General features: G+C 72.0%; 16 protein-coding genes. 4 read left to right on the top strand and 12 right to left on the bottom strand.

Annotation, left to right across the window (positions count from 1 at the left end; translation table 11 throughout):
• Positions 1-4: 4 nt before the first annotated feature.
• Both BMZ30_RS00305 and BMZ30_RS00300 read right to left on the bottom strand, forming a co-directional pair.
• Entirely contained in the window at positions 5-454 is a 450-nt protein-coding gene (locus BMZ30_RS00305; protein WP_093375580.1) for a roadblock/LC7 domain-containing protein, read from the bottom strand.
• A 17-nt stretch (positions 455-471) separates the two neighbouring features.
• Positions 472-4,854 (bottom strand): ATP-binding protein, encoded by a 4,383-nt coding sequence (locus BMZ30_RS00300; protein WP_177191226.1) that lies wholly within the window; start codon positions 4,852-4,854, stop codon positions 472-474.
• 191 nt (positions 4,855-5,045) lie between these two features.
• Between BMZ30_RS00300 and BMZ30_RS00295 the strand changes: the two genes are divergently transcribed.
• Positions 5,046-6,083: a zinc-binding dehydrogenase gene (locus BMZ30_RS00295; RefSeq protein WP_093374133.1), complete on the top strand. Its 1,038-nt coding sequence runs from the start codon at positions 5,046-5,048 to the stop codon at positions 6,081-6,083.
• A gap of 13 nt (positions 6,084-6,096) precedes the next feature.
• Here the strand turns inward: BMZ30_RS00295 and BMZ30_RS00290 are convergent, their stop codons facing one another.
• The 7 genes from BMZ30_RS00290 to serS all read right to left on the bottom strand — a co-directional run bounded on the left by BMZ30_RS00290 (position 6,097) and on the right by serS (position 13,946).
• Positions 6,097-6,987 carry an EamA family transporter gene (locus tag BMZ30_RS00290; RefSeq protein WP_229828370.1) on the bottom strand — a complete coding sequence of 297 codons (891 nt, stop codon included), beginning with the start codon at positions 6,985-6,987 and terminating at the stop codon, positions 6,097-6,099.
• 23 nt (positions 6,988-7,010) lie between these two features.
• Positions 7,011-7,967 (bottom strand): carbohydrate ABC transporter permease, encoded by a 957-nt coding sequence (locus BMZ30_RS00285; protein ID WP_093374132.1) that lies wholly within the window; start codon positions 7,965-7,967, stop codon positions 7,011-7,013.
• Positions 7,964-8,899 (bottom strand): carbohydrate ABC transporter permease, encoded by a 936-nt coding sequence (locus tag BMZ30_RS00280; RefSeq protein WP_093375576.1) that lies wholly within the window; start codon positions 8,897-8,899, stop codon positions 7,964-7,966. Before BMZ30_RS00280 ends, BMZ30_RS00285 begins: the two co-directional genes overlap by 4 nt.
• 277 nt (positions 8,900-9,176) lie before the next feature.
• Positions 9,177-10,565, bottom strand: a complete 1,389-nt coding sequence (locus tag BMZ30_RS00275) for an ABC transporter substrate-binding protein (RefSeq protein WP_093374131.1) — start codon at positions 10,563-10,565, stop codon at positions 9,177-9,179.
• Between the two features lie 145 nt (positions 10,566-10,710).
• On the bottom strand, positions 10,711-11,721 hold the full coding sequence (locus BMZ30_RS00270; protein WP_093374130.1) for a LacI family DNA-binding transcriptional regulator: 1,011 nt from the start codon (positions 11,719-11,721) through the stop codon (positions 10,711-10,713).
• Positions 11,722-11,784: 63 nt separating this feature from the next.
• Positions 11,785-12,648 (bottom strand): HAD family hydrolase, encoded by an 864-nt coding sequence (locus BMZ30_RS00265; RefSeq protein ID WP_229828372.1) that lies wholly within the window; start codon positions 12,646-12,648, stop codon positions 11,785-11,787.
• The gene (gene serS, locus BMZ30_RS00260; protein ID WP_093374128.1) at positions 12,645-13,946 is read right to left on the bottom strand and encodes a serine--tRNA ligase; all 1,302 of its coding nucleotides are present in this window, start codon (positions 13,944-13,946) and stop codon (positions 12,645-12,647) included. Before serS ends, BMZ30_RS00265 begins: the two co-directional genes overlap by 4 nt.
• Positions 13,947-13,989: 43 nt before the next feature.
• Here serS and BMZ30_RS00255 point away from each other — a divergent pair, with 43 nt between their 5' ends.
• Both BMZ30_RS00255 and BMZ30_RS00250 read left to right on the top strand, forming a co-directional pair.
• Positions 13,990-15,156 carry a diacylglycerol/lipid kinase family protein gene (locus BMZ30_RS00255; RefSeq protein ID WP_093374127.1) on the top strand — a complete coding sequence of 389 codons (1,167 nt, stop codon included), beginning with the start codon at positions 13,990-13,992 and terminating at the stop codon, positions 15,154-15,156.
• Entirely contained in the window at positions 15,153-17,336 is a 2,184-nt protein-coding gene (locus BMZ30_RS00250; protein WP_093374126.1) for a hypothetical protein, read from the top strand. The genes BMZ30_RS00255 and BMZ30_RS00250 overlap by 4 nt, the downstream gene beginning before the upstream one ends.
• A gap of 17 nt (positions 17,337-17,353) precedes the next feature.
• On the opposite strand, the gene BMZ30_RS00245 is transcribed toward BMZ30_RS00250, so the two are convergent.
• On the bottom strand, positions 17,354-18,148 hold the full coding sequence (locus tag BMZ30_RS00245) for a glycosyltransferase (RefSeq protein WP_093374125.1): 795 nt from the start codon (positions 18,146-18,148) through the stop codon (positions 17,354-17,356).
• A gap of 155 nt (positions 18,149-18,303) precedes the next feature.
• Positions 18,304-19,131 carry a DUF5926 family protein gene (locus BMZ30_RS00240; protein ID WP_093374124.1) on the bottom strand — a complete coding sequence of 276 codons (828 nt, stop codon included), beginning with the start codon at positions 19,129-19,131 and terminating at the stop codon, positions 18,304-18,306.
• Positions 19,132-19,222: 91 nt separating this feature from the next.
• On the opposite strand from BMZ30_RS00240, the gene pgm reads away from it, so the two are divergent.
• Positions 19,223-20,902, top strand: coding sequence for a phosphoglucomutase (alpha-D-glucose-1,6-bisphosphate-dependent) (pgm, locus tag BMZ30_RS00235; protein ID WP_093374123.1), 1,680 nt, complete (start codon positions 19,223-19,225; stop codon positions 20,900-20,902).
• Between the two features lie 126 nt (positions 20,903-21,028).
• Here the strand turns inward: pgm and BMZ30_RS00230 are convergent, their stop codons facing one another.
• Entirely contained in the window at positions 21,029-21,319 is a 291-nt protein-coding gene (locus BMZ30_RS00230) for a GNAT family N-acetyltransferase (RefSeq protein ID WP_229828376.1), read from the bottom strand.
• Positions 21,320-21,325 lie beyond the last annotated feature (6 nt).

The raw sequence follows: 21,325 nt of genomic DNA, 5'->3' as shown, positions 1-21,325 counted from the left end.
CACCTCATCCGTTCGCCGGACGCGTTGCACCATCAACGGGAAGGTTCCCGCGCATCTCGGAAATCAGCTGGGGGGTCAGCGTAGCCTCGGTGCGGGAGACCAGCAGTGCCATCTCGTATCCGATCAGGCCGACGTCGCACGTCGCTTCCGCGACGACGCCGAGCACCGATCCGTTCGAGACGTTCATGAGGAACAGGAACGCGTCGTCCATCTCGATGATGGACTGGCGCACGCTGCCCGCGTTGAGCTGGCGCGAGACTCCTCGCGTCAGGCTCGACATGCCGGACACGATCGCGGCGAGCTGGTCGCCGGACGTCCGGTCGAGGTTCTCCGACATCGCCATGAGCAGGCCATCGGCAGAGACGACGAGCGTGTGACGGGTGCCGGCAACTGTGCGAACGAAGTTGTCGAGCAACCACCCGAAGTTGGTTGCCTCAGTACTGATGGACACTATCTCTCCTTCTTCCAGAGTCAACGCGACTGTGGGGCGGGGTCGGGGGTGAACGCGGTGCCGTCTCCGGCGTCGGACCCCGTGGGGGACCCGTCGCGGGCACGGCTGGTCGCGCTCATGAACGCCGAGAGGCGCGTACGAAGCTCAGCCGCGTCGCGGCTGATCTTCTTGGACACGTCGTCCTCCACCGTGGTGGACGGAACCTCGGAACGCACCCGCTTGGTGAGCGCGCTCGTGGTGTCCGCCACCTGCTGGTTCGGGCGGTAGGACGACAGCTGGCTGAGCTCGGCGAGAGCCTGCTCCTGAATGCCGGCCTGCAGCGCGAGTCGCGCGGACAGCTCGGCATCGATCGAGCGCCCGCTCGTCCACGAGGCCCCGGCCGCAGGAGCGGCTGGTGCGGCGACGGGAGCGGGCTCTGCGACGGGTGAGGACGGCGAGCGCATGGCCATCGGCGCAGGCTCGGCGGGCGGAGTCCAGCCGCTCGGGCTGTACGAGAATCCGTCGCCGCCGAGGTCGGGGGCGGCGTCGGCGACCGGGCGCAAGGGCTCGAACGCGACGACCGGCTGGTACGCGGCGGGCTCGGGCTCGAACGCGCTCGGGGCCGACGCCTGGCTCGGCGCGCTCGTCGGCGGGACGTACCGCGGCGGCGCGTACGCCTCCACCGGGCTCGCCTCGTACCCCTGCGGGGCCTCGAGCCGCGCGGGCGCTGCCCACTGCTCCGCCACCTGGGCGACCTCGACGGGCGCCGGAGCGGGCTGCGACAGCGGCTCGAACACGGCCGACGACGCGAGCGCGCTCGGGACGGAGGGTGCCGTCGGGGCTGCTGACTGGGGCGCCTCGGCCGGGGTCTTCGGCTTGCGCTTGAACAGGCCACGCTTGGGCTTGCGCTCGTGGCGCTCCGAACGACTCGAGATCGCCTCGTCGAACGAGAGCGGCGCAGGGGCAGGCACGGAGACCGCCGCCGGGACGTCCCACGGTGCGGGCTCAGCGGACGGCGCGACCGGCGCAGAAGGTCCCTGGGCGACAGGGGCGTGCTCGACGGGCGCTGCCTCGAAGCTGTAGCCGGGCGCGGCGTCGGCCACCGGCGCCGCAGCGGGCGACGGCGGGTAGCTGACGGCCTCGTGAGCCGAGTACGCCGTCGGCGCGCTGTACCCGGAGCCGGCGCTCGGAGCCGAGTACCCGGACGGCTGGATGACGGAGCCATCCTCGGCCTGCGGCAGGAAGTCGAAACCCACCCCGCTCGGCGTCGGCACGGACGGCGCGGTGAGTCCGCTGGTGTCCGCGTGGCGGGCACGGCGGGCGCGGCGCGTCGTGAGTGCGCCGTCCTCGATCTCCTCGGCGGAGGCGACGGATCCCACGTGCGCACCGAAGGGCTTCGGCTCTTCGGTGACCGCCTGCGGCTCCCACCCGGCGCTCTCGAGGTTCTGCAACCCGCCGGCGGCCACCTCAGGCGACCATGCCTCGGACTCGTCCGCCATGGCGCTCAGGCCGAACGGGTCCTCGTGCCCCGAAGCAGCAGGCTCGGCGGCCTGGACGGGCGCCACGCTCTGGTCGGCCTCGGCGTGTCGGTTCTGCGGCGCCGATGCCTGGCTGAGAGGCGCCCCGAGCTCGAACTGCGGCACGAAGGGCGCGTCGTCGGCGTCGACGTCGACGACCGGCGTCTCGCGCGTCGCGAGCGGGGCCTCGGTCACGGACGCCATGACAGGCGTCCAGACAGGCTCGCTCAGCTCGGGCTCGTCGTCGTCGGGCACGAGGTCAGGGATGACCATCTCGTCAGCGGGGGCGTCCTCGACCGGCTCCGGCTCAGGAGCAACCTCGTGGCCGTCGGCCGCGTGGGCGTCGCCGTCGCGTCGGCGTGCCAGCGGCTCACCCTGCTGCTCGGTCCCGACCCAGCCTGCGACTCGTGACGCAGCCAGCGTGATCGCCGGACCCTCGCGGTCGACGTCCTCGGGCGCGCTCGGGTCAGCGACCGGTGCGTCCGCGGGGACGGTGGCCCCGGCGGCCTTGGTACGCCGGGCCTCCTCGAGCATCTCGAACTCCTTGCGTGCGCGGAAGTTCGAGAACATCCCGGCGCGCTGCGGCGCCGGGGTGTCGACCGCCGGGGCCGGGACCTCGGCCACGGGGGCGACCTCGGCACGCGGTGCACGGCTGGGGAGGCCGACAGGACCCATGGTCGGCGAGGCGATCGGGCGCCACTCCTCCGCGCTGGCGGCGAACTCCTGCGGGAGCTCGGCAGCCTGCAGCGGCGGCAGCACGATGTCACGCTCGTCCTGCTGCGACAGCGCGGCGCTCGGCGCCTGCGCCGCCGGGTCGGCAGCGCGGGTGCGACGGCGGGGCATGCCGGTCCCCGTCGCGCCGTTGGTCAGCGCGTCGAGGTCGACGGGCACACCGACGGGCGGCTCAGGCTCGCTGAGGCGCGACGGCAGCGGCGTCTCGGCCGGCTCGATCTCGGGAGCCACCCAGGCTTCGGTGGCCGCGCGGGTCTCTGGCGCGAGCGGGTCGGTCGGGGCCTCGAGGGGCGCCGCCTCCGCGAACAGTGCGCGCGGCAGCATGACGCGTGCCATGGTGCCAGCGCCGTCCTCGACCTTCGAGAGGCGCACCGAGGCGCCGAGCTTGTGGGCGAGTCGGCCGACGACGTAGAGGCCGAGGCGCGAGGCGCCGACGATCTCGCCAGCCGCGTAGGTGGCGGCCTTCTCGTTGGCCTCGTCGAGCTCGTCCTCGTTCATGCCGAGGCCTTCGTCGATCACGGTGATGGTGACCCAGCGCGCGTCCTCGGCGGTCTGGACAGTCACCGGGGTGCCGGGCTCGGAGAACACCGTGGCGTTCTCGAGCAGCTCGGCCAGCATGTGCGCGGCCGCGAGAGCGTTGTGACCGAGCATCAGCGGGTCGGTGGTGATCTCGAGGTCGATGCGGTCGTACTGGTCGATCTCGGAGGCTGCCGTACGGACGACGTCGGACAGCGGCATCGGCTGGCGCACGCGCCGACCGGACTCGATGCCGGCGAGCACGAGGAGCGACTCGGCGTTGCGTCGCATCCGCGTGGCGAGGTGGTCGAGCCGGAAGAGGTTGGCGAGCGTCGTGGGGTCTTCCTCGGCCCGCTCCAGGTCATCCAGGAACGACAGCTGGCGGTTGAGCAGCACCTGGTCGCGACGAGCCACGTTGATGAACATCTCGGCGATCGACCCACGCAGCAGCGCCTGTTGCCGGGCGACCTCGAGGGTGGTCGTGTTGACCTCGTTGAACGCGTTCGCGAGCTCACCGATCTCGTCGTCGGTCTCGACGGCGATCGACTCGAAGACCATCTCGGGGCCCTGGCCGGGGACCGCCACCTGCTCGACGAGCGCCGGAAGGTCCGCACGGACCTTCTTGGCCGCCTCAGTCAGACGCTTCAGCGGGTCGGTGATCTGGCGCGCGATGAGCAGCGCGACGGCGATGGAGAGCACGACGGCGGCGATGGCGGCGAGGATCGTCAGGATCGTCTGGCGCGTGACGGCGCTGTCGATGCGGCTGGCCTCGGTGATCGTCGCCTCACGGACGGCGTCCCGGGTCTCGGCGAGCTCCGCGACCTCGACGCCGACCATCTCGGCCCACGCGAGGCGCGCCTCGAGGTTGGCCTCGCGCGGGTTGGACACGAGGATTGACTCGCGGACGCTGGTGTAGCGCGCCGTGACGGTCGGGTACTCGACGAGCCCGAGGCGCGTGATCGCGTCCTTCGTGCGTCGCGTGACCGAGTCACCCTCGGCGAAGAGGACGGCCGCGGCGCGCAGCTGGTTCTGCGAGTGCGCGCTGACGAGGTAGTCCTGGATGAGGAGCTCGCCCACGACGGCCTCGAGCCGCAGCTGGTCGAGGGCGATGGACGCCCGCGCGTAGTTGTCGACGTACCGCGCGAGGTTGCGGTCGTCGGCGTACGCGGCGAGCGAGGTCGCGACGTTCAGCTGTCCGTTGATGACGTCGTTGAAGCCCGTCTGGACCGAGGCCTCGAGGTCGGCGTTGTCGCGGTCGACGATGCCGCGCAGCGCGCGCATGTTCTCGGCGCTGCGGAAGCGGCCGGCGTCCTGGATCGAGGCGACGACGGCGGGCTCGACGTTCTCGGGGTCGACGTCCTTGAAGGCCTGGTTGAGGCCGGCGATGGTCGTGTCCGTGCGGGCCCGCGCCGATGCGAGCTCTGCGCTGAGGTCGTCGTCGCCGTGCACCATCCGGAGGGAGAGCTCGCGTTCCGTCTGGAGCGCCTCGACCGTCGCGTCCTGGGCGCGGGTCGCGAGGGAGAAGTCACGCTGCAGGCCGGAGACCCGGCTGCGCTCGAGGGCGTCGAGCGAGAGGAAGGTGGCGCCGAGGAGCAGCACGAGGACTGGCACGGCCAGCGTCGCCAGGATCTTCCGGCGAACTCCGAGTCGGCGGAGCATCGGTACCTCTTTCGGTCGTGACCCGACGAGCCCGGACATCCCAGGCTGCCGGCGCTCCGTGACTGAGCCACATCGCGTCGTAGTTACGTCATCGGCCGCTGATGCGCCGAGCATTAGGTGCAGGAGTGATTTGTTCTGACGCGTGTCCAGTCGCCACGCCGCGCTCCCGGGCCGATCGTAGGCTATAAGACATGCGCATCGTGTCTGCTTCACCCGTTGTGGACGGCTCGGCCGGTCCCGTGAACGCGCCGGTCCTGGGCTGGGCCACGGAACCGCGGCCTTCGGCGGCCGAGGGTGAAGTTCTGGTCGACGTCGTCGGCGCGGGCGTGAACCCGGCGGACCTGCTTCAGGTCCGGGGTCTGTACCCGCCGCCTCCGGGGGCGCCGGCGTGGCCCGGCCTCGAGGTCTCCGGCCGCGTGCGGGCCGTCGGAGCAGGCGTCGACGGCTGGGCGCCCGGGGACCCGGTCGTGGCCCTCCTCGCGGGCGGCGGCTACGCCGAGCAGGTCGTCGTGCCGGCCGGACAGCTGCTCCCCGCGCCTCGGGGGGTCGAGCTGCTCGCTGCCGCCGCACTGCCCGAGGCCCTGTGCACCGCGTGGTCGAACCTGGTGGACGTCGGCCGGCTGGCTCCCGGACAGACCGTGCTCGTCCACGGCGGGTCCGGGGGCGTGGGACACGTCGCGCTCCAGCTCGCGCTGGCGCTTGGCGCTCGCGTGGTGACGACCGCGGGCGGCGCGGACCGCTGCGCCCAGGTCGCCGCCCTCGCACCGGACGCGGCCGCCTCCGGGGACCTCGTCGTCGTCGACCACCGCAGCGAGGACTTCGTGGCGCGCGTCCGCGACGCGACGGGAGGAGCCGGAGCCGACGTGGTGCTGGACGTCGTCGGCGCGGCCTACCTGGACCGCAACGTCGACGCGCTCGCGACCGGCGGGCGCCTCGTGGTGATCGGGCTGCAGAAGGGACGCCGTGCAGAGGTGGACCTGGGAGCGCTGCTCACCAAGCGCGCCTCGGTGCACGGCACGACCTTGCGGTCGCGGCCGGCAGTAGAGAAGGCGGCGATCGTCGCCGCCGTGCGCGCCCACGCGTGGCCGCTCGTCGACGACGGCGTGGTGCGCGCGGTGGTGCACGCGACGGTTCCGCTCGGTGAAGCCGGCCGCGCGCACGCCATGCTCGGCGACGGCGGAGTCTTCGGCAAGATCGTGCTCGACGTCGCCGGCGGCTCGCGAGACTGAGCCGGGACTGGTCTCAGCGGCGACGAGGTGCGGTCATGATGATCGCCCCGCACACGCAGACCAGGCCGACGACCTCGACCGCGCTCGGCAGCTGGGCGAGCGCCAGCGCGCCGACGAGCGCGGCGGTCGCGGGCAGCAGCGCGAGCATCGTGGCGAACGCCGCCGCGGACAGGCGCGGCAGGATCACCTGCTCGAGCGCGTACGGGACGACCGAGGACAGCACGGCGATCCCGACGACGACGGCCGCCAGAGAGAGGTCGGGCACCGCGGTGATCGCCCGCGGGCCGAGCACCGGCGCGAAGGCGAGGGCGCCGGCGCTCATGGCGACCGCGAGCATGGTGACGCCGTCACCCCGGACGGCGAGGCGTCGGCCGAGCAGGATGTACCCCGCCCAGCACGCGGCGGCTACGCCGATCGCTACCAGCCCGACGACGGGTTCTCCCCCGTCCACGGTGCCCCCGAGAGTCGCACCGGCGAGCAGCACGACGCCGAGCCCCGCGACCGCGATCGCGGCGCGCTCGCGCACGGTGCGCCCGGTCACGGCCGCGACCGCGACCGGACCGAGGAACTCGATGGCGACCGCCGTGCCGAGCGCCAGGTGGTCGAGCGCGACGTAGAAGGAGATGTTCATCCCAGCCAGCACGATGCCGAACAGCGCTGCGGCCCCCAGCGAGCGACGCGTCCACATGCCCCGGCGGGCGCGGCCGAACGGTCGGCGCCACGCGAGGAGCAGCACGGCCGACGCCGCGATCCGCAGCCAGGCGACCTCGGGCGCCCCGACGACGGCGAACAGCCCGACGGCCAGCGCCGCCCCGTAGTACTGGGCCGCGCCCGACGTCAGGAACAGGAACGGGACGGGCACCCGACCGAGTCCGGTCGGGTGCCCGTCGGGCGGGTTCGTCACCCGCTCAGGCTAAGCCTCCTGCGCTACCCCTTGACGGAGCCCGCGAGCAGGCCGCGGACGAAGTAGCGCTGCAGCGACAGGAACACGACGACCGGGACGATCATCGAGATGAAGGCGCCGGCGGACAACAGGTGCCAGTCCGAGCCGCGGCTGCCCGCGAGCTCCGCGATCGCGACCGTCAGCGGCGCGACGTCGGGCTGGCCGCCGGCGAACGTGAGCGCGACGAGCAGGTCGTTCCAGACCCAGAGGAACTGGAAGATCGCGAACGAGGCAATCGCCGGGGTGAGCAGCGGCAGGAGCACCTTGAAGAAGATCTTCACGTGCCCCGCGCCGTCCACGCGCGCAGCCTCGATGAGGGACGCGGGGATGTCCTTCATGAAGTTGTGCAGCAGGAAGATCGCCAGCGGCAGCGCGAACATCGAGTGCGAGAGCCACACCGTCCAGAAGGAGCCGTTGATCTCCCAGTCCACGTACTTGCGCAGCAGCGGGATCAGGGTGATCTGGATGGGCACGACCTGGAGCGCGAACACGGCGACGAAGAGGATCGAGCGGCCCTTGAACTCGATCCACGCGAACGCGTACGCGGCGAGCAGCGCGATACTGATCGGGATGATCACCGCGGGGAGCGTGATGACGATCGAGTTGACGAAGAACCCGCCGAGATTCGTCTGGTTGCCGAACATGGCGTCGCTGTAGTTGTCGAGCGTGAACGACGGGTCGATGAAGATGTTCCACCAGCCGGTCTCGTTGATCTCCCCGACGGGTCGGAACGAGGTGATCAGCAGGCCGACGGTCGGCGTGGTCCACAGAAACGCGATGATGATCGCGGCGAAGGACGCCCATGGTGACCGGAGCCTGTTCGCCGCGATACGTGACCGACGCTTGATCGGGCCTTCCGGCGGCGCCGCGACGATGTCGTCTCCGGCTTCGCCGTCCTGCGCGAGGCTGACGCCCTGGGGGGGAACCGGGGTGGTAGTCATCGGATCTCCTCCGAGAGTCGCATCTGCCGGACGTTGTAGATGACGAGGGGGATGACGAAGATGAACAGGATCACCGCGAGCGCGGCGCCGAGCCCGGCATTCGCCTTGCGGAAGCTCTGGTCGTAGAACTCGTTCGCGATGACCGAGGTGGCGTAGTTGCCGTTGGTCATGGTGCGGACGATGTCGAAGACCTTGAGCGTCGCCATCGCGATCGTCGTGAGCACGACGACGAGGGCGGGGCGGATGCTCGGCACCGTGATGTACCGGAACATCTGCAGGCCGGCGAGGCCGTCAAGACGGGCTGCCTCGACGATGTCGTCGGGGATCGCCTTGATCGCGGCGCTGAGGATCGTCATGGCGAAACCGGTCTGGATCCACACCATGACGGCGATGAGGAAGAGGTTGTTCCAGGGCGAGTCGATGAGGAACGACCTGGGTTCCTGCCCGAGCCAGACGAGCAGCTGGTTGAGGAGGCCGATCTGGTCGTAGTCCGCGCCCCGGACCGCGTACACGAACTTCCAGATGATCGACGCTCCGACCATCGAGATCGCCATGGGCAGGAACATCAGCGTCTTCGCCCAGCGCTCGATGCGCGTGCGGTCCACGAGGACCGCGTACACGAGGCCGAGGAACGTCGACAGCAGCGGGACGAGGACGACCCAGAGGATCGTGTTGCGCAGGACGGTCTGGAACGCTGGCTCGGTCACCGCCGTCACGTAGTTGTCCAGACCGATGAACTCTGCGCCGTTCTTGTTGAACAGCGAGGACCACATGGTGGCCAGGGCCGGGTACACCAGGCCGAAGCCGATCGCGAGGACCGCCGGCCCGACGAACCCGAGCACGACGAGCCACCGGGGTGCGTTCTTGGGCCGGTCGACGAGGAACAGGATCAGGCCCATGACCACGATGAAGAACAGGATCGCGATGATCATGATCACGAACTTGTCCGCGGGGCCGTCCGGGTTCAGGAGGAAGTTGCGCACCTCCCCCCACAGCCAGGGGAAGTACTCCCCGAACAACCAGCTGAAGTACTTCGAGATGTAGTCCACTTCGACCCTCCGTGGCGGCGCCGGTGCGCTGCTGCTCGATCGGTTCTGAACCGGCGGCCGGGACGGCCGGGCGCTGGGCGCCTCCCGCTCGGTGCGGGACCACGGTGAGGGTCCGCCGCTCGGTGGCGACGGACCCTCACCGGTCTACATCAGTCGTGCGTCAGCTGGCAGGCCAGGACGCCTCGATCGCGTCGAGAACTTCCTTGTCGCTCTTGTCGAGCGCGATCCAGTTGACCATCTCGGACCAGAAGGTGCCCGTGCCGACCTCGCCAGGCATGAGGTCGGAGGCGTCGAACCGGATGACCGACGCCGGGTCGCCGAGCACGGAGCTGGCGAGCTGGTCGAACTCGGTCGCCAGGTTCTCGATGTCGACGCCGTTGTTGGCCGTCACCCAGCCACCACCCTCGGTGACGCGAGCCTTCTCGTTGGCCCAGGTGTCGCTGGCGAGGAACGCCTGGAACGCGGCGACCTCGGGACGGTCGTCGAACGCGGCCACGAACTCGCCACCGCCGAGGACGGGCTTCTCGTCGCCCTCGATGGCCGGGAGGTAGAACGCGAACACGTCGCCGTCCTCGGCGACCGTCGTGCCCTCGGGCCAGTTGTTCTGGTAGAAGTTCGCCGCGCGGTGCATCCAGCACTCGCCGTCGAGGATCGGCAGGCCAGCGTCGGTCCACGCCGTCGACGCGATCGACTTCACGTCGCCGATGCCACCGTTGACGTAGTCCGGGTTCTTCAGGATGTCACCCGCGACACCGAGCGCCTCGACGATCGCCGGGTCGTTGAAGGGGATCTCGTGGCTGACCCACTGGTCGTAGACGTCCGGGCCGGCGGAGCGCAGGACGACGTCCTCGATCCAGTCGGTGGCCGGCCAGCCGGTCGCGTCGCCGGACTCGATGCCCGCGCACCACGGCGTGCCGCCGTCGGCGACGATCTGGTCGGAGATCTCGATCATGTCGGCCCAGGTCTCGGGGACCTCGTAGCCGGCCTCGGTGAACTTCGAGGGCGAGTACCAGACGAAGGACTTCATGTTGGCACCCAGCGGAGCGGCGTAGAAGGTGTCTCCGACCGTGCCGTACTCCTTCCAGGACTCAGCGAAGAACTCGTCGACGTTGGCCTCGGTCTCGGGAGACGCGGGGACGATGTTGTCGGGGTACTGCTCGACGATCGTCTTCAGCAGGCCGGGCTGCGGCAGGTACGCGATGTCAGGGGCGTTGCCCGACTGCACGCGGACCAGGAGCTGCGCCTCGAACTCGCGCGAGCCCTCGTAGTTGATGGTCGCGCCCGTGCACTCCTCGAACTTGTCGTACGACTCCTCCTGGTCCACCTGCTCGACCTCGACGATCGAGGTGTAGACCGAGACCTCCTTGCCCGAGAGGTCGCCGTAGGAGGCGTAGTCCTCGCAGCCCTCCTTGACCTCACCGGTCGCCGTGCCGGTGGCGCCGGTGGTGGGCGTGTCGTCGTCATCGCTCGGCATGCAGGCCCCGAGGGTGAGCGCGAGGCTCACCGCGGCGACCGATGCCGCAGCAGCGCGGCTCTTCTTGATACTCATCTTCGAGTTCCTCCACGACGTTGTGTGATGGTGCACTTTCGGGGGCTGGAGCGAGTCCGTCCCGTCCCCGTCAGACCCCATGCAAGCGTTTACATCCCGTTCATGCAAGTGACCCGCGTAACAATTGCGTCACGGCTCGCCCTCGTCATGGTCTGCCACCCGGAGGCCCCGTCGTCGTGCGGATGACCAGTCGCGCGGGGAAGGTGACGCTCCGCGCGACCGCGTTGTCCGCGATCAGCTCGAGCACCATCGCCGCGGCGAGCGCGCCCTGCTCCACGACCGGCTGCGCCATCGTCGTCAGGCCGATCACGTCGCCGAGCTCGTGCCCGTCCACGCCGATGACCGACAGGTCCTCGGGTACGCGCAGCCCACGCTCGCGTGCGGCGGTGAGCACGCCCATGGCCATCTCGTCCGACGCCACGAACAGCGCTGTGAGGTCCGGGCAGCGGTCGAGCAGCCGGTGCGTCGAGACACGCGCGCCGGCGCGGTCGAAGTAGCCGAACTCCTCCCAGGTGTTCTGCGGCACGACACCCGCGGCGCTCAGCGCCTCGTACCAGCCCCGACGGCGGGCGACCGGCGGGGTCCACGGCCGCAGGTCGTCGGGCGTGCCGGTGATGTGACCGATCCGGGTGTGGCCGAGCTCCACTAGGTGCTCGGTCGCCTCCCGCGCGAGGGCCTCGTCGTCGACCCCGACGAGCGCGTGCCCGGGGGCGCCCGCCCCGACGAAGACGATGGGCTTGCGCAGCTCCTCGAGCGCGGCCACCTCACGCTCGTCGAGCGGCAGCCCGACGACGAGGATCCCGTCCACCCGCCGGCGCAGCACGTCGGGGTCGACCTCGGGCTCGCGGCCGTGCTCAGAGATCGCGAACGAGTACAGCAGCGCGTCGAACCCGACCTTGCGCAGCGCGCGCTCGGCGCCCTCGATCACGTTGGAGAAGAACCAGCGGTTCACCCACGGCGTCATCAGGCCGATCGTGCGCGTCCGGCCCGACGCGAGCGCAGCGGCCGACGGCGAGGGGACGTAGCCGAGCTCCTCGGCCGCGCGCCGCACCCGCTCGCGCGTCGCGCTCGAGACGTTCGGCAGCCCTCGCAGGGCGCGCGAGACCGTCGCAGTGGAGACCCCTGCGGCTCGGGCAACGTCGTCGATGCCATGCACGCCGCTGATTGTCCTCCCACCAGCCGAGATGTGCGAGTCACCCCGCCGCACCACGCGAGCGAGTCAGGCCGGTCCGGCGGCCGTGACCTCGTCGAGGAGGTCACGCAGGACCGTCGCGACGCCGTCGTCGAGGATCGATCCGGTGATGTCGTCCGCCGCGGCCACGACCTCCGCGCTCGCGTGCCCCATCGCCACGCCCCGGCCGGCCCAGCGCAGCATCTCGAGGTCGTTGCCGCCGTCACCGACCGCCGTGGTGGCCTCCGGCGCCACGCCGAACCTCTCGCGCAGCCGGTCGAGCGCCGACGCCTTGCTGACGCCGCGCGGGGCGACGTCCATCCAGCTGGTCTCCTCGATCGAGAAGTGCGTCAGGGCCAGGCCCAGGCTCGCGACGTCGGCCGTGAACTCGGGCGCGGGGCGCGCCGTGTCCACGGCGACGAGACGCGTCGTGTCGAGGTCGGAGAGGAGCTCGAGGTCGTGCACCGTCTGGCGTCCCATGATCGTGCGGTCGGGGAACTGTGCGTTCACCCAGTACCCGACGCCCACCTCCTCGATCGCCACGGTGATGTCCGGCATGTGCCGCAGGATCACCTCGAGCGCGCCACCCGCGCGGAAGGTGATCGTCTCGTCGAGCGTGAAGCCCTCGGGGCCCTCGGCGCGCGCGGTGACGGAGCCGTTCGAGGCGACCACCCAGCCGCCCTCGAGCCCGAGGTCGTAGGCGACGGGCAGTGCAGCGACCAGCGGCCGCCCGGTCGCGAGCACGACCCGTGTCCCGGCGTCGCGCAGCGCCGCCACCAGCGCACGGGTCTCCGACGAGATGAAGCCGTCCGGCGTCATGAGCGTGCCGTCGACGTCGAGCGCGATCATCCGGGACCCGGGCGCAGGCGCGAGCTCGTCGACCGTGCGCGCCCCTTCGGGGACGGCGCTCAAGCGGTCACCGGGGTCAGGACCTCGAGGCCACCCAGGTACGGGCGCAGCGCCTCCGGCACGCGGACCGAGCCGTCGGCCTGCTGGTGGTTCTCGAGGATCGCGACGATCCAGCGGGTCGTGGCGAGGGTGCCGTTGAGCGTGGCGACCGCGCGGGTCTCCGTCTTGCCCTCCCCGACCTCGACGCGCTCACGCACGCCGAGCCGACGGGCCTGGAACGTCGTGCAGTTCGACGTCGACGTGAGCTCAAGGTACCTCTGCTGGGTGGGCAACCACGCCTCGCAGTCGAACTTCCGGGCGGCGCTCGAGCCCAGGTCGCCGGCGGCCGTGTCGATCACTCGATACGGCAGCTCCACCTTGCGCAGCATGTCCTCCTCGAGGGCCAGCAGCGCCTGGTGCTCGGCCTCGGCGTCCTCGACGCGGACGTACGAGAACATCTCGACCTTGTGGAACTGGTGCACGCGGATGATCCCGCGGGTGTCCTTGCCGTACGAGCCCGCCTCGCGGCGGTAGCAGGCGCTCCAGCCGGCGTAGCGCCGCGGGCCGTCGCTCAGGTCGAGGATCTCGCCGGAGTGGTAGCCCGCGAGCGCCACCTCGCTCGTGCCGACCAGGTAGAGGTCGTCGGCCTCGAGCCGGTAGATCTCGTCCGCGTGCGCGCCGAGGAAGCCCGTTCCGGCCATGACCTCGGGCTTGACGAGCGTCGGGGTGATCACGGGCGTGAAGCCGGCGGCGAGCGCGGTGTCGACGGCCATGTTCAGCAGCGCGAGCTCGAGGCGCGCGCCGATCCCGGTGAGGTAGTAGAAGCGCGCACCCGAGACCTTGGCGCCGCGCTCGGTGTCGATCGCGCGCAGCATCTCCCCGAGCTCGAGGTGGTCCCGGACCCGGAAGTCAGGGCCGTACTCGGCCGTGAGGTCGCGCTGGGCACCCTCGGTGCGCAGGACGACGTAGTCGGCCTCGCCACCCGGGGGCACACCGTCGAGGACGACGTTCGGGATCTGGAAGAGCAGGTCGTCGAGCGCGGTCGCGGCGGCGTCGGCGTCGGCCTGCAGGGCCTTGACCTGCTCCGACAGCTCCTTGGTGCGCGCGAGCGCGGCTGTCCGCTCCTCGGGCGAGGACGCCTGCGCGACGAGCTTGCCCTGCGCCTTCTGTTCGGCGCGCAGCGACTCGAAGTCGCCGAGGGCGGCGCGGCGGCGCGCGTCGGCGTCGATCGCGGCGTCCACCAGGGTGGGGTCGGCCCCGCGTGCCGCCTGGCTGGCGCGGACGACGTCGGGCTGGTCGCGCAGGAGCTTGAGATCGATCACGGGCCCAGCCTATCTTTTGCGCCCCTGCTCTACGCTCGCCTTTATGAACGACTGGGAGATCTACGCCGTCCTGGCCGCCCTCGTGATGGCGCTGGCCGCACTCGGCTTCTCGATCTCCGCGTGGCGCGCCCGCCCCGCTGCGGGGGTCGCGACCCGGATGCCCGGTGGTGGCGCGCAGGCGGTGCAGGTCCCCGCGGCGCAGAAGGTCGCGTTCGTCGCCAACCCCTCTAAGCCCGACGTCGTCGCCCTGCGTCCGGCCATCGAGCATGCCTGCCAGCGCCTCGGCCTCGAGGCCCCGCTGTGGCTCGAGACCACCAAGGAGGACCCGGGCACGGGTCAGGCGCGCGAGGCGCTCGCCCAGGGCGCCGACGTCGTCGTCGCGATTGGGGGCGACGGCACCGTGCGCGCCGTCGCCGAGGGCATGCTCAACACGGGCAAGCCCATGGGGCTGCTCCCGTCCGGCACGGGCAACCTGCTCGCTCGGAACCTGGACATCCCCGTCACTGACCTCGACGAGGCGCTGCTCATCGCCCTCGAGGGCCGCGACCGCAAGATCGACATCGGCTGGCTCAAGGTCCTCGAGGCCGACGACCACCCCGAGAAGGTCGACACCGTCGTCGGCCAGATCGAGCCCGCGCCGTCGGGATCCCAGCACCTGTTCCTCGTGATCGCCGGCGTCGGGTTCGACGCCGCGATGGTCGCCGACACCGACTCCCACCTCAAGGCCCGCGTGGGGTGGATCGCCTACTTCGTCGCCGCGCTGCGGCACCTGCACGGCAAGCGACTCGACATGACCGTGCGGCTCGACGACGGCAGCGCCCTCAGCGCGAAGGTCCGCACCATCCTGTTCGGCAACTGCGGTCGCCTGCCCGGCGGCATCACGCTGCTCCCGGACGCCGTCATCGACGACGGCGTCATGGACGTCGCGGCGATCGACACCCGCGGCGGGGTGGCCGGCTGGGCGCAGCTGTTCGGAGAGGTCGTCATGCAGGGCTGGGGACTGCGCAACGACCTCGCGGGCAAGATCGGCAAGATCGAGCACACCCAGTGCAAGCGCGCGGTGGTGGACATCCCCGACGGCGAGCAGGCGCAGGTCGACGGCGAGGTCATCGGGCGCGCCAAGAAGGTCGAGGCGTGGATCGAGCCATCCGCGCTGATCGTGCGCGCGTCGGCGAAGATCTCCCTCAATCTCGCGCCCGCGGAGCAATGACGGTACCCGCTCCTGGGAGCGGCCGGACTCCGCGCGCGGTCCGCTGGCGGCATGCGGTCACCGCCCTGGCCCTGCTGCTCGGCCTGGGCGCGAGCCAGGTGACGCCCGCGCTCGCTGCCGTCCCCGCCCTGTCCCCCGCGCCGGACCGGCCCGTGGTCGTGCTCGGCATGACCGGCGTCCGCTGGACCGACGTCGACCCGGCCACCACGCCCGCGCTCGCTTCCCTCGCTGAGCGCGGCGCGGTCGGCTCCGCCGTGGTGCGCAGCCTGCGCCCGGCCGCGTGCCCCGTCGACGGCTGGCTCGCCGTCTCCGCCGGGACCCGCGCGGCCGACACCGCGTGGGCCGGCACAGACTGCCGCCCGCTCACAGCAGCCGACGACGGCACCGTCCCGTTCTGGGGCGATCTCGTCCAGGCCGCCGACGCCGCGAACTTCGGTGCGCAGCCGGGCAAGCTCGGGGACGCCCTGGCCGCCGCTGGCGTGACGTCCCGCGCGATCGGCCCGGGAGCCGCCGTCGCGCTCGCCCTCCCGGACGGCACCGTCGCGGGCGGCTACGCCGCGCTCGGGCCGGACATCACCAGCCAGGTCGCCACCGCAGCCGACGAGTCCGACGTCGTCGCGGTGGACCTCGGGTCGGTCCGGACCGACGGCGAGACCGACCGCGCGACCCAGGTCCAGGAGATCGACGCCCGCCTGGCCGCGGCGCTCGCAGGGGCGCCGACGGCCGACGTCGTCGTCGTCTCCCTCGCCGACGCCGGGGCGCGCCCGCACCTGCAGGTCGCGGCCCTGCTCGGCCCCGGGTACGCGCCGGGCGCGCTGCTCGAGTCGGCGTCCACCCGGCAGCCCGGCTACGTGCTCGCGTACGACGTGACGGCGACGGTCCTCGCGGCCACGGGCGTCGACGAGGCCGTCACCGGCTCGCCGCTCCGGGTTGCGGAGGACGCCTCGGCCACGCCCGCCGAGCGGTTCGCCGCGCTCCAGGACGACGCGCGCAAGTCCGACGTCGTGCGCGACCTCGTGCCCGTCTACTACGTCGTGTTCATGCTCGTGAACCTGGTGCTGTACGGCGTCGTGAGCTTCGGGCTCACCCGCTGGCAGGGGCGCGAGGCGCGCCCCGCCCTCACCGCCGTGCGGACCGCGGCGGTCGCGGTATCCGCCCTGCCGGCAGCGTCCTACCTGGTGAACCTCGTCCCGTGGTGGCGGGCGTCGGCGCCCGGCGTCGTCGTCGCGCTGCTTGTCGCCGCGCTCACCGCTGCGGTCACCGGCGCGAGCCTGCTCGCTGCCCGGCGCTGGGGCCTGCTCGCGCCCCTCGGCGTCGTGGCCGGCGCCACCGCGCTGCTCCTCGCGGTCGACGTGGCCACCGGTGCGCGGCTGCAACTGGCCTCGCTCATGGGGACCCAGCCGCTCGTCGCGGGCCGGTTCTACGGCTTCAACAACACCGCGTTCGCGCTGTTCGCCACCGTGACGATCCTGCTCGCGGTCGCGGTGGCCAGCCCCCTGGTCGCGCGCGGGCGCCGGCGGCTCGCCGCCATGCTCGTGGCACTCGTCGGCGTGGTGGCCGTCGCGCTCGACGGCCTGCCGTCGATCGGCGCGGACTTCGGCGGGCCGCCCGCGCTGGTTCCCGCCTTCGCCGTCCTGGCCCTGATGACCGCGGGGATCCGGCTCACGTGGCGACGCCTGCTGGCCGTCGGAGCGGCCGCCGTCGTCGTCGTCGGCGGCTTCGCGGTCGTGGACTGGACCCGCCCGCCCGCCGCGCGCACCCACCTGGGAGCGTTCGTGCAGACCGTCCTCGACGGTGAGGTCCTGCCCGTGATCGCCCGCAAGGCCGAGCAGAACCTCGCCAACCTCGTCGGGTCCTGGTTCACGGTGCTCGCGGTCGCCGGCCTGGCCGCCGTCTTCGTCGCCCTCGGGCGCCCGCTGCGCCACGCGGCCCGATCCGCGGACGGGGGCTCGCTCCGGTGGCTGTCCGCGGGCACGCCCCTCGGGGCGATCGTGCACGCCGTGCCGATGCTCCGCCCAGGACTGATCGCGCTCGCCGTCGCGCACGGCATCGCCTTCCTGCTCAACGACTCGGGCATCGTCATCCCGGCGATCGGCATCGCCGTCGCCGTCCCGCTCCTGCTCGCGACGTACGCGGGCTGGCTGCGAGATCTGCCGACGGCCGAGTCCGCCGCTGCCTGACGCCCGCAGGCACCTGCTCAGTCTCGGCGCGCGAACCCGGACGCCAGGCCGCGCATGCGCCGGGCGTTGACGGCCATCAGGACATCGCGGTACTGGGCGGCCCGGTGCATCTGGCCGCGCAGGTCACCCGTGGAGACGCGGTGGCGCAGCTCGCACGGAACCTCGATCGCGACGTAGCCCTGCTGCACGAGGTCGATGGTGAGCCCCACCTCGACGCCCCAGCCCCGGGCGAGCGGGGTCGCCGCCTCGAAGGCCTGGCGCGTCAGGCAGCGCTGACCCGACAGGGGCTGGGTGGGGGTCCACCCGGTGAGCTTGGCGATCGCCCGGCGGGCGGCCTTCACGACGACGCCGCGCCCACCCGCCCCCGGCTGCGGCGGCAGCAGGGCGATCGACATGTCGGCGAGCCCCTCGAGCACCGGTGGGACGAGCGGGGCGGTGTTCACCGCGGTCTCGCCCAGGTCTCCGTCGATGAACAGCAACAGGCGCGGCGGCCGGTCCGCGGAGTCGCGCATCGCCACCACGGACGCGCCCGTCTCCATGGCCGAGGCCTTGCCCCGGTTGTGCGCGTGCCGCACGACGACGGCGCCTGCCTCGCGGGCGACGTGCTGGGTGTCGTCGACGCTGCCGTCATCGACCACGAGGACCATGTCGACGTACGGGATCGCGCGGGCGGCGCGAACCGTCGCAGCGATCCTGCGGGACTCGTCCTTGGCCGGGATCACCACCGCGACGCGCTGGCGGGTGCGGCCGGAACCGGTGCCGGTGGGCCGGGGCGTCTTGGCGACGGGCAGGGCGGCGTCAGCCTCTGACATGGGTTCGCCGTTGCCCGCGGGCGGGTCAGGGTCTTGCTGCGCCGTCACGAGTCTCAGCCTAGTGGAGGCCACGAGCATCTGCAGAATCGCTATCGCAACCCCAAGAAAACGCAAAATCGCCCGAGCCGGGCAGTCCCGGCCCGGGCGACCCGGAGTCAGCGCAGGGTGAGCTGCCGCGCCACGATGCCGGCGCGCGCGCGCCGCTCGTTGGCGTCGAGCGGGGCGTCCTCGGCGAGCGCGGCCGTGAGCAGCTTCTCGAGCGCGACCGCGGCCGTCTCGATCTCCTCGACGGTCGTCTTGGACTCGATGTCCCAGACGGGCACGACGATGCCCGACGAGCGGAACGCCCCGAGGAATCGCGCGTCACCCAGGCGCGCCTCGCGGCGGGCGTGCAGGCGCGCGATCGCGTCGATCAGCTTCTCCTCGTCGACCGCCCAGGACCAGCGGACGTAACGCCGCGAGCCGAACGTGGCGAGGTACGCGGCGTCGACGGACGCGAGCTTGACCGTCGGGATGACTCCGGCGGCGGCGTCGTCGAGCGAAGCGCGCAGCTCGTCGCTCACCTCCTGGTCGGCCTCGAGCCAGTAGTCGAAGCCCTCGTGCACGGTGACCTCGAACGGCACGGTGAGATCGAGGATGTCCTGCAGCCGCGGGCCGGAGCCCGGCAGGCCGACCGTCGTCAGCGACGTGCCGGGCTCGAGCTCGAAGGCAGCGAGCAGGTTTGCCGCGAGCTCGCGGCTCGCGTCGCCGGTCGAGGCCTGGTTCTGCAGCGCGAGGAGGACGACGCCGTCCCCGCGGTGCAGCGCCGGCCAACCGCCGGGCAGGTTGGTCGTGATCAGGACGTCGCGGGCGCCGTGCTCGGCGGTGGTGCGCGCCGTCGCGGTCGCGGCGGGCACGACCTCGCGCAGCGCGACCCAGTCCGCCTCACCGGGCAGACCTTCGAACGGGCGCAGCACGAACTCCGGGGCAGTGTGGGAAGCCATGGGGACGAGCGTACCGACGATCGCGCGCGCCGGAGCAGCATCTGGGACCTCCCGGGTCCCCAAGCGGGCCGTCCGGTGGCAGGATCAGGGCATGCACGAACGCGCAGGCACCCAGGCCCTCCCGGAAGACCTCATCGACACCGACGCGCTCCTCGGCGCGTACTACGACCGCACGCCCGATCTGGACGACCCTGGTCAGCGGGTCGTGTTCGGCACCTCGGGCCACCGCGGCTCGAGCCTCGACGGGGCGTTCAACGAGGCGCACATCGTCGCGACCACGCAGGCGATCGTCGAGTACCGCCGCAGCCAGGGCACCGACGGTCCCCTCTTCATCGGTCGGGACACCCATGCGCTCTCCCTGCCGGCGTGGCAGACGGCGCTCGAGGTCCTGGCAGCAAACGACGTCGAGGTGCGGATCGACGCGCGCGACTCCTTCACGCCGACCCCCGCGGTGTCGCACGCGATCCTCATCCACAACGGCGCCGCGAGCACGGCGGGCGTGCGCACGCACGGTCCTGGCCTGGCCGACGGCATCGTCGTGACGCCCTCGCACAACCCGCCGCGGGACGGCGGCTTCAAGTACAACCCCCCGCACGGCGGTCCTGCGGGCTCCGACGCGACCGGCTGGATCGCGGACCGCGCGAACGAGATCCTGCGCTCCGGCGTCGGGCAGGTGCGGCGCGTGGGCCTCGAGCAGGCGCTCGCCGCGCCCACGACCGGACGCCACGACTACCTGTCGGCGTACACCGACGACCTCGCGTCGGTCATCGACTTCGACGCCATCCGCGACGCGGGCGTGCGGATCGGCGCCGACCCTCTCGGCGGCGCGGCCGTCGAGTACTGGGGCGCCATCGGTGAGCGCTACAGCCTCGACCTGACCGTGGTGAACCCCGACGTCGACCCACGCTGGTCCTTCATGACGCTGGACTGGGACGGCAAGATCCGCATGGACTGCTCGTCGCCGCACGCGATGGCCTCGCTCGTCCAGGCGATGCGCTCGGAGTCCGGCGCGGCGCCGTACGACATCGCGACGGGCAACGATGCGGACGCGGACCGCCACGGGATCGTCACGCCCGACGCCGGGCTGATGAACCCGAACCACTTCCTCGCGGTCGCGATCGACTACCTGTTCTCGGGCGCCCGTCCCGAGTGGCCGGCAGACGCCGCGATCGGCAAGACCCTCGTGTCCTCCGCGCTGATCGACCGGGTCGCGGGCGGCCTGGGCCGGCGCCTCGTCGAGGTCCCGGTGGGCTTCAAGTGGTTCGTGCCGGGGCTGCTCGACGGCTCCGTGGGCTTCGGGGGCGAGGAGTCCGCTGGCGCCTCGTTCCTGCGGCGCACCGGCGGCGTGTGGACCACCGACAAGGACGGGCTGCTCCTGGCACTGCTCGCGTCGGAGATCCAGGCGACGACCGGCGAGTCCCCGTCGCAGCGGCACGCGAAGCTCGTCGAGGAGCACGGCCAGTCCTGGTACGCCCGGGTGGACGCTGCGGCGACCCGCGAGGAGAAGGCCACGCTCGGCGCGCTCGACCCCGCGCAGGTGCAGTCGACCGAGCTCGCGGGCGAGGCGATCACCGACAAGCTCACGACCGCACCCGGGAACGGGGCGGCGATCGGCGGCCTCAAGGTCACGACCGAGAACGCGTGGTTCGCCGCGCGCCCGTCCGGCACCGAGGACGTCTACAAGATCTACGCCGAGTCGTTCGTCTCCGCCGAGCACCTCGCGCGCGTCCAGGAAGAGGCGAAGCAGGTCGTGGCGAGCGCGCTCGGCTGACCGGGCCGCGGAGGCGCACGGACGCTGCCGCGCAAACGCCCGCCGGTTCTGCGGATATCGACAGCTCACGTGTCGATGTCCGCAGAATCGGCGGGCGGCGCTCGTTCAGGTCGCTCGGTCGCTGTCTCAGCGCGCGCGGAGGTCGGCGTACTCCTGCCTGCGCTCGAGGAAGGCGTCGACGTAGGAGCACGACGCGATCACCGTGCCGCCGGCGGCACGGATCTGGTCGAGGGCCTCGGCGACGAGGGTCCCCGCGACGCCCTGCCCCTCAAACTCCGGGAGCACCTGCGTGTGGTGGAGGTCCCACACGTCGCCGTCGCGGCGGTACTCGACGTAGCCGACCAGCTCGCCGTCACCATCCCCGTCGCCCCGTCGGGCCTCGAACCGGTCCTTGTTGTCCTGCACGCTGATGTCCATGCCGTC

Source organism: Flavimobilis marinus, from assembly GCF_900113055.1.
Taxonomy (GTDB): Bacteria; Actinomycetota; Actinomycetes; order Actinomycetales; family Cellulomonadaceae; genus Flavimobilis; species Flavimobilis marinus.
Note: the sequence above shows the minus strand (reverse complement) of the source record. Positions and strands in the feature narration are given on the sequence as shown.